Annotated in this window: 9 protein-coding genes; all 9 read right to left on the minus strand. The window is 41.0% G+C overall.

Going from position 1 to position 8817, the window contains the following annotated elements; all coding sequences use genetic code 11:
• The 9 genes from QM629_RS01310 to QM629_RS01350 all read right to left on the minus strand — a co-directional run bounded on the left by QM629_RS01310 (position 1) and on the right by QM629_RS01350 (position 8618).
• On the minus strand, positions 1-528 hold the full coding sequence (locus QM629_RS01310) for a hypothetical protein (RefSeq protein WP_415156394.1): 528 nt from the start codon (positions 526-528) through the stop codon (positions 1-3).
• Between the two features lie 3 nt (positions 529-531).
• Entirely contained in the window at positions 532-2025 is a 1494-nt protein-coding gene (gene hutH / locus QM629_RS01315) for a histidine ammonia-lyase (protein ID WP_415156396.1), read from the minus strand.
• A 13-nt stretch (positions 2026-2038) separates the two neighbouring features.
• Positions 2039-2521 carry a MarR family winged helix-turn-helix transcriptional regulator gene (locus QM629_RS01320; RefSeq protein ID WP_415156398.1) on the minus strand — a complete coding sequence of 161 codons (483 nt, stop codon included), beginning with the start codon at positions 2519-2521 and terminating at the stop codon, positions 2039-2041.
• Between the two features lie 225 nt (positions 2522-2746).
• Positions 2747-3262 (minus strand): c-type cytochrome, encoded by a 516-nt coding sequence (locus QM629_RS01325; protein WP_415156400.1) that lies wholly within the window; start codon positions 3260-3262, stop codon positions 2747-2749.
• 63 nt (positions 3263-3325) lie between these two features.
• Positions 3326-4312 (minus strand): Gfo/Idh/MocA family protein, encoded by a 987-nt coding sequence (locus tag QM629_RS01330; protein ID WP_415156402.1) that lies wholly within the window; start codon positions 4310-4312, stop codon positions 3326-3328.
• Between the two features lie 396 nt (positions 4313-4708).
• Positions 4709-5185, minus strand: coding sequence for a GNAT family N-acetyltransferase (locus QM629_RS01335; RefSeq protein ID WP_415156404.1), 477 nt, complete (start codon positions 5183-5185; stop codon positions 4709-4711).
• A gap of 3 nt (positions 5186-5188) precedes the next feature.
• Positions 5189-6136: an FAD-dependent oxidoreductase gene (locus QM629_RS01340; protein ID WP_415156406.1), complete on the minus strand. Its 948-nt coding sequence runs from the start codon at positions 6134-6136 to the stop codon at positions 5189-5191.
• 60 nt (positions 6137-6196) lie between these two features.
• Entirely contained in the window at positions 6197-7036 is an 840-nt protein-coding gene (locus QM629_RS01345; RefSeq protein ID WP_415156408.1) for a glycosyltransferase, read from the minus strand.
• A 40-nt stretch (positions 7037-7076) separates the two neighbouring features.
• Positions 7077-8618, minus strand: coding sequence for a serine hydrolase domain-containing protein (locus QM629_RS01350; RefSeq protein WP_415156410.1), 1542 nt, complete (start codon positions 8616-8618; stop codon positions 7077-7079).
• Positions 8619-8817: the final 199 nt, after the last annotated feature.

Genomic DNA, 8817 nt, shown 5'->3' on the forward strand with positions numbered 1-8817 from the left:
TTAGTGAATTACATTTTTTAAATATTCGGCAAACAAAATAGATTCCTGCCGTTTGGAAAAAATTGCAATTCTAAATTTATAAAGCGCCGTAGTTTGCAAAATTATTTTATGCTTATAAGTGCTCTTTCCCCAGAATTGATAATCTGAATAAAATTTCTCTATATCAGTAAACATAATCAATGCTGGCATTTGAAGGATTTTCCTTCCCACATTAACCAGGGGATTATAGTTTTTTATACTGATACATTTCAGTTCAAAATCAATTGAAACTTTATTTAATGATAAATATTGAATTAATAACAGTAACATCAAATCTATAGCCAGTATTAAATAACTTCCGATGTCAGAATTTTCAAAAGAAATTTTTTTATTCAACGTCATCACAAAGAATATAATTATACATACTGATGGGAACATTATATCCCATAAAGAGGGTTTGTTAACAATAATCAATTCTTTGCCTGTTGTTTTAAACTTAGGCATAGAAGCGGTCTTCAATTCTTTCGGCAAATCAATATCGTAATCCATTTACTAAAATTGATATGAAATTACAAACGCTACCGCTTTCATCATATCATCATGCAAAACCCGGTCTTCTTCATTAAACGAAACAACTTTCCTGAATGTGGCATGCAATTCTTCCAACACTTCAGAAGTTTGCATCGGCCTTCTGAAATCCAGTGCCTGTGCGGCGCTCAGCAATTCTATGGCTAAAACTTTTTCTACATTATTTATCACACGTAAACATTTTGTTGCGGCATTGGCGCCCATGCTTACATGGTCTTCCTGGTTGTTGCTGGATGAAATGGAATCAACGCTTGCCGGCGTACACAACTGTTTATTCTCGCTCACAATTCCGGCAGCCGTATATTGCGGTATCATAAAGCCGCTGTTTAATCCCGGGTCTTTTACCAAAAACAATGGAAGGCCTCTTTGCCCGCTTATCAACTGATAAATTCTTCTTTCACTAATATTGGCTAATTCACTCATGGCAATGCTCAAAAAATCCAAACGCAACGCCAAAGGCTGGCCGTGAAAATTACCGCCGCTTACAATTATATCATCATCCGGAAAAACATTCGGGTTATCCGTTACAGAATTTATTTCCGTTAAGAAAACATCCAGTATATTATCAAAAACATCTTTGGTAGCGCCATGCACCTGTGGCACACAGCGGAAAGAATATGGGTCCTGCACCTGCTCCTTCCTGTGATTGGCAATAGCGCTACCGTTTAAATAACCACGGATATTTTTCGCCGTTTCCATCTGGCCTTTATATGGCCGGATTGTTTGAATACATTCAGCTAACGGCTCGGTTATGCAATCAAAAGCCTCATAAGATAATGCGCAGATAAGGTCAGCCATTCTTATTAACTGCTCTGATTTCTTCAAGCAATATAATCCATAAGCGCTCATAAACTGCGTGCCATTAATCAGCGCCAGGCCTTCTTTGCTTTGCAGGCGAATATTATCCCAATGCAATTCTTTCCATACGTCCTCTACTTTACGTCTTTCGCCTTTATAATATACTTCGCCCAAACCAATCAACGGCAAACTCAGGTGGCTTAAAGGCGCCAGATCGCCCGAAGCGCCCAATGAGCCCTGCTCATAAATTACCGGCAACACATCATTGTTAAACATATTCATCAGCCGCTTCACGGTATCAATCTGTACACCACTGTAACCATAACTCAGCGATTTTACTTTCAGCATAAGCATGAGCTTAACAATTACAGCAGGCACTTCTTTCCCCATGCCACAGGCATGCGATTTTAAAAGATTATCCTGCAGCTTTTCTATCTGTTCATTCTTAATGCGCACATTTTGCAGGAAGCCAAAACCCGTGTTTATTCCATAATAAACCGAATTTGGATCTGCCATTTTTTTATTGAGGTATTCCCGGCACTTATTAATGCGGTCATGTGCATCAAATGTGATGGATATGTGCTGGTCATAATCCAGCAGGTTCTTTACCTGTTCAAAATCCAGCCGGCTTTTATCGAGCGGGAGATAATTATAACTCATAGCAAATAATCAATTACAGGTGCGCTTCAATTCTTTCAAAAAAGCCTTTCCGGCTTAAGCCGGTTTCTATACCCGTTAGCGCCTTTAATATTTTTTTGCTGCTGCTGCCAGATTCATCAGCCAGTTCGTTCATAGCTGTTTCAAGCGCTGCCCAAACCGGTTTTATCTTTTCCAGCAGTTTTTTGCCTTTTGCTGTAAGTGTAATGTTCTTATGACGGGCATCTGTTTTTGATGTAACAGATTTAATTAAGCCCTTTTGCTGCAGGCCGCTTACCAGCTGGCTGATGGCCGAATGGGAAACCTTAAGGCTATCTGAAATTTCTTTAATAGATATCTCTTCCTTCTCAGAAAGAATAAAAAATACAGGGAACCATGAAGCGTCAAACGGTATTTTATGATTTTTATAGATGCGGTTTACATCGTTTATAAATGTACTGCCCAGTCGTTTTAAACGGCTGCCAAAAACAAGAAAGCCCAAGTTTTGATAAAAGTCCATTCAACAAATATATAAGTACTTATATAATTTCGGTTAAGGTGGGAAAACAATTTTTTTGCATAATTCTTTCAGGATGTATTCAATACGGTACAGGTAAAGCCCCCGCTGCTCAAACTATGTTTTCCCAGGCGTATTTTCAAAGTGCAAACCTGTTATCTGTTATGGTACTAAAGGCTGCCCAATCGAGCAGCCTCGTAGTTTGCTGTGCAACTATATAGAAATTTATTAGTGATCCGGTGGAGGCGGCGGCATTTTACCACTGCTGTCACGGTCCGGCGGCGGCATATTGCCATGATTATCTGCAGGCATAGCTGCTTCATCAGGATGCGGGCTGCCGTGATGGCAGGTTAGGCATTTTACAACAGAAATCGTATCAGGCCTTGTTGAGTTTTCTGAATTGAAGTATTTCGTATTTATTTCCGCCGTCATGGTAAACATATAACGGGCAATATCCTTCTCCGGTTTTGCATCACTCGAAAAATCCATTTTTCCATCTGCGCCGGGAGCATGGCAAAAGTTACAATGAACGGCCAGCGCTTTATTAAAACCATGCATTATGGTATCCAGTTCTTGTTTACTGATGTCTTTCGGAAGCACTTTCAGGTTTTTAAATAAGCCTGTGTCATTTACAGTGGTTCTGGTTTTAATGCCGGCTGCAGGTTTGGTTGCAGCAACACTTATGAAAACACATACGGCCAGGAAGAGCAGAAAGTTCAATTTTCGCTTGTTTGAATACATCATAAAAATTATTTGAATGGAAAAATAATTGTAATTTTTAAAAAATGACATTTTTATTACAATTAATTAATCAGATGCATAAATGATGCCGGCTTTTTTTCGTATAGCGTCCAATGTTTCCATCAGCAATAAGGAATCTGCATGGGGCATAACAGGGCTTTCCGTCAATCCTTTTTCCAGGCATTCGCCCACATGCCTTGCTTCATATTGGTAACCGAAACCTTCTTCCGGTTTACCGATATCAATTATTTGTTTTGTGTCCATCCTGCCGGGATAATATTCAATAGTTGCAAACGGCGTATAATAACGGGAGGTTAAACGTATGCGCCCGTTGCTTCCGCAGATATCCGCTTCCGTTGAGCAATCGGAAAGGAAAGTTGAAAACAGTTGTGCCAGTTTTCCGTCATTGTATTTAAAGGTAACGGCACATTGCGCATCGGTATTATCTTTTGTAAGAATGGCCGTTGCGGTTATAACATCGGGCTTGCCTAAAAAGAACAGCGCAGCAAATACATTATAAATGCCAATATCCAGTATAGTGCCGCCGCCTAATGCCGGATCAAGCAGGCGTTGCGGCGCATCCGGTGGCGCCTTAAAACCAAAATTTACCAGCAGGCTTTTTATATCGCCGATCATTCCCTCACCAATCATTTGTTTTACCCTGCTGAAGGGCGGTAAAAACTTTGTCCATACAGCTTCCATTAAAAAAACTTTTTTTTCCCGTGCTGCATCAATCATTTCTTTTGCCTGTTTATAATTAATGGCAAACGCTTTTTCGCACAATACGGCTTTGCCGTTATTGATGCATAGCAATGTATGTTCATAATGATGGCTGTGCGGCGTAGCAATATATATTACATCCACTTCATTATCTTTCACCAATGCTTCATAGCTGTAATGCTTGTTTTTTATATTGAATGCTTTTGCAAAAGCGTCTGCTGATGCTTCATTTCTTGCGCCGCAGGCAACGAGCACTGCATTTTCTGCAAGCTTAAGGTCTGATGCAAATTTTCCTGCTATGCGGCCGCAGCCTAATATTCCCCATCGGATCATGTTGTAATTATTTAAAAAGTTTAAATGTTCACCAGTTCACATGTTCAGATTAGCCTTGTTGCTTCTTCGAGGTTTGCATGCAATGTCGTTAACTTAAGAAAACACTCAATATTCAATACGCAATCAATGTCGTTTAGTTAACCTTGTTTTGACCTCACCCTACATCCCTCCCGAATGGTCGGGACAAGTTCTCCAAAGGAGAGGGACTTTGCAAACATTCCTTAACTAAACGACATTGAATACGCGATAATGAATGTTCAATTGTAATCTCTTCGCAAAATGAATATTCCTGCCCGTCCGGCAGGCGGGGATTATTGAATATTTCAAAGAATCCAAACCCTAAGTAAACTACATTGGGATTGCATGCTTAAAGTTTAAAGCCGGTTTAAATAACCCCTAAAATTCTATGCTGCAGTTAACCCATTCACCATCGAGGGCGGCGTTGTATTTTTTATAAAAATTGATGGCTGGTTCATTCCATTCCAATACCTGCCAAACAATACCGTTGAACTTTTTTTCTTTCGCTTCTTCAATCAAACGGTTAAACAACAATTTGCCAATGCCTTTGCCACGCGCTTTTTCGGTAACCAGGAAATCTTCGAGATACATGCGCTGGCCTTTCCAGGTGGAATAACGGATATAATACAAAACAAAGCCAACAATCTCCCCTTCTCCCTCTTTGGAAAAGGAGGTGGGGGTTGAAGTGGCCGCAAAGCCCCACCACACGGGCTTTTCACCAAAACCGCTTTCAACAAAATGATCCAGTGTAACCGTAACTTCCTGCGGCGCTTTTTCATATACAGCCAGTTCATGCACCAGCTCAAGCAGGCGCGCGCAATCTGCTTTTACTATTTTTCTGATCGTAATGCCCATTCATTAATTTATTTGTTCAACGAGATTTGCCACATCTGAGGCACAGCCGAAGCTTAAAGTAAACCCGCTGCCGCCATGGCCATAATTATGTATGATGTTTGTGCCTGCCTCATGCTCTACCCTTACCTGCGGGCGGTAAGGGCGCAAGCCAGCCCAGTTGCCCAATATTTTGTGCTTTTTTAATTGAGGGAAAATATTGTAAGCGTTGGAAAGAATACGCTCCAAAGCTTCAGGTTCTGTTATGGCATTGTATATACCACGTTCATACGTGCCGCCAACGATCATAGCGTCTTTACGCGGAACAATATACAAAGGCGTTTCGTTATCTATATAAATGGGCATAGAAGTATCTGTTTCAAGCAAAACGATTTGCCCGCGTATCGGAATGATATTTTCATCATGACATAAATTGCGCGCTCCCAGCCCTGTGCAGTTAATGATAATATCGAATGACGTGAGCTCATCAAAACCTCTTACTTCCTGCTGCCTGAAAACAACATTCCGTGTTGAAAAAATATGTTGCAGGTAAGGAAGGAAGATTTGCGTTTCTACCAATGGCACCAATACATCATAAGCCTTTTTTACATTGGAAGCAAGCTGTTCATCAGGCACCATTGTGCAAACGCCTTTGGGAACAAATTCAAGCCATATTGGTTCTTCTTCCACCACATCTTTGCGTATCACTTTTATCAGGTGTTTCATGCTTATGCCGCTTAATGCATCAGCGGCAAGCCGGGTAAAAAAATCATAGCTCTTTTTGCTCCATGCTATGCCCCGCTTATCGAACCTTATCTGATAAGGATACCAGAACGCCGCGGCCCTGTTGGATGTAATGTTGGGCGAAAATTCTTTTGCCAGTATAGTTATATCATATTGCTCTTTTTCACTCAATATATATGCTGTTGAGAGCCCGCTTATACCTGCTCCAATGATTGCAATTTTCTTGTTCATATTGCTTATGTATTTTCTGAATGATTGAATCAGCCATTGCTTCTTTTCGTTAAAAAAATTTTATTTATAAAGGCCAATGCGCTTCTTAAAGTCTTTATACAGGGTTTGCCAGTTCAATCTTATCTTATTGCTTATTCCTGCCATATTAAATTCTGAAATTATTTGTTGTGTAGCGATCAATGCATCCCGCAATGCTTCATCAATTATAAAATCTTTAAATAAGGTTGTTAAGTCAATCCTGCCGTAACCAACAAAGCGGTTTACTTTATTTTCATAATGGATGACAGAAAGCCATATCCGCACATCTGTAATCCGCAGTATATTCTTTTCCTTTTTCCAGGCTGTATGTTCCGTATGCCACACTGTTTCAGGCGCATCATTTTTTTCAATTAAGCTAATAAACGGGTTATAGGCCTGCCTTTTTTTACCGGCTTTAACTATTGGCTGCAACTGCAATGTATAACCGTCAATAAAATCAACCGCCAGGTATGGCTGCTGCTGAAACCGGCTTTGTATTTCATTTACAAAATGCCTGCTGATGCAGTCATCGTTATCTATGCGTGTTGTAATAATATATGGCGTTGCCAGCTTCTTTATTTCCGCTTGTATGCCGGCATAAAATTGCGGCATGCCATCAACAAATAAAGGCACAAAACCGGGAAATACGCTTTTATACTTTTCAATTTTATTACGCCAGGCAGCAGGCGTTTCCGTATCAAAAAACACAAGCCAGGTGAAGTTTTTGTTTATTTGATGTTGCACAGAAGGAAAACAAAATTTTTCAAAAAGCTCAAACCTGTTCTTCAGCCATTCATCCGTTAACACGGGGGTATTATTTTTTGCCCTGTTCCAATCCTGCCTGCGAAGGTTAAACCGTGTAATGATATAATGTGTAAACATATCAATAATGCTGCTGCAGTCCCATTAAACAATCAACCGGTTACCTGGCCGTTTCGCCTGCCAAGCTTATATCGCCTTTACCAAAATAGAAACTGGTTTTAATATTCACATTAACTTTTTTCCCGTCAAAACTGCAAACATACGTATATGCATGCGGGCTTTCGGTAAAACGCAATGTAAGCGCCAGCGTTTTATTATCAACCCAGCGGTAAGCGCCATCTGTTACGAATGCAGGCAACCCGTTCAGGTTATTCTTTGCACCGGCAACAAGGTTTGGGCCATGCATGGTGGTGGTACTGCGCACCCATTTACCCAAACCAAAAGCAAATGTATGCGCAGCGGTATCAGTGATGGTTGCATAACAAACATCACCATTAAACTTAAACGATATTGATTGTATATTTTTTTCGTTTGGCTGCATTTTAAACGTTTTGCCTGTAAGCGTTTTTTGTACAGATGATGCACTTGTACTGGCAGGCAACGGCAATGCCAGTGAGGCCAGTTTTTCTTTTAACCGGGACAAAGCTGCTGCATCTGCAGGCAGGGCTTCATCGTGTAAAGCGGGCAGCAAATATTTCCATATTAGATTAATCTCTTCCTGCATGTCGGGCGTTTCTGCAGTTATGGCTACCACTGCATCTTTCTTAGGTATAATGATTATGTACTGCCCAAAAGCGCCATCGCCGCGGTAGGCTTCGTTCCTGCAACGCCACATCTGGTAGCAATAGCCTTGCAGCCAGTCGCTTGAGTCCCGTTTAGATTGAGGCGCATCAGGGTCTTGCAGTATCTTGGCTGAGGTTGCTTCTTCCACCCATGAAGCCGGTATTATTTGTTTGCCATTCCAGTTGCCTTTTTGTAAAAACAACTGCCCGAATTTTGCCATATCTTCCGTCTTCAGCCTTAATCCCCAGCCACCGGTGTTAATACCGCCTGCATCTGTTTCCCAGTCTTCACCTTCAATACCCAGGGGCCCGAACAAACGCGGTTTTAAATAGTCAATCACTTTCTGGCCCGTTACCTTTTGCACGATGGCAGCAAGCATATACGTACCTAATGAGTTGTATAAAAATTGGGTGCCGGGATAATGCAATATGGGCGTTGATAAAAAACCTTTCACCCAGTTGCTGTCGCGGGCAACGACTGCACCGGTTGGATCAGGCTCCTGCCCGTCGCTCATGCTTAACACATTCTTTACGGTGAGTGCGGATAAAAATGAACTGACCGTATCTGGCAGGTCGTTTGGGAAAAACGATACAACCTTATCATCAACTGATAATAACTTTTCACTAACAGCAAAACCAATGGCAGTGGCCGTAAAACTCTTGCTGGTTGAATACAAAGTATGCTTTAAATCGGCGCTGTACGGGTTCCACCAGCCTTCTGCAACCACTTTTCCATGGCGCAGCATCATAAAGCTGTGAAATTCTGTTTTGCCTTCACCGGCTGCATCTAAAAACTGAATAATATTCTTTGATACCACACCTTCTGCTTCGGGCGTGCTGCGCGGAAGCGATGACTGGCTGCTTGCCTTTATGAAAAAAATGACAAACAGCAATGCAGCAATTGACTTTTTATATGACATAACAGAGCAATGATGATTGAATTGCTAATATAAATGGTAATAATTAAAGTATGGTGTTCAGGGCAGACGCATTAAAATTTAAAAGGCATAAAAAGAAGCGTAGCTTCGAAAAAATATTGTAAAAACGGGTTTCAACCCGTTTAAAACCATCAAAATGTTGTTGAGAGCCATCGGCTCGTTACATTATGCACCGTGCCGA

The sequence above is a fragment of the Parafilimonas sp. genome (genome assembly GCF_047606085.1).
Classification (GTDB): Bacteria; Bacteroidota; Bacteroidia; order Chitinophagales; family Chitinophagaceae; genus Parafilimonas.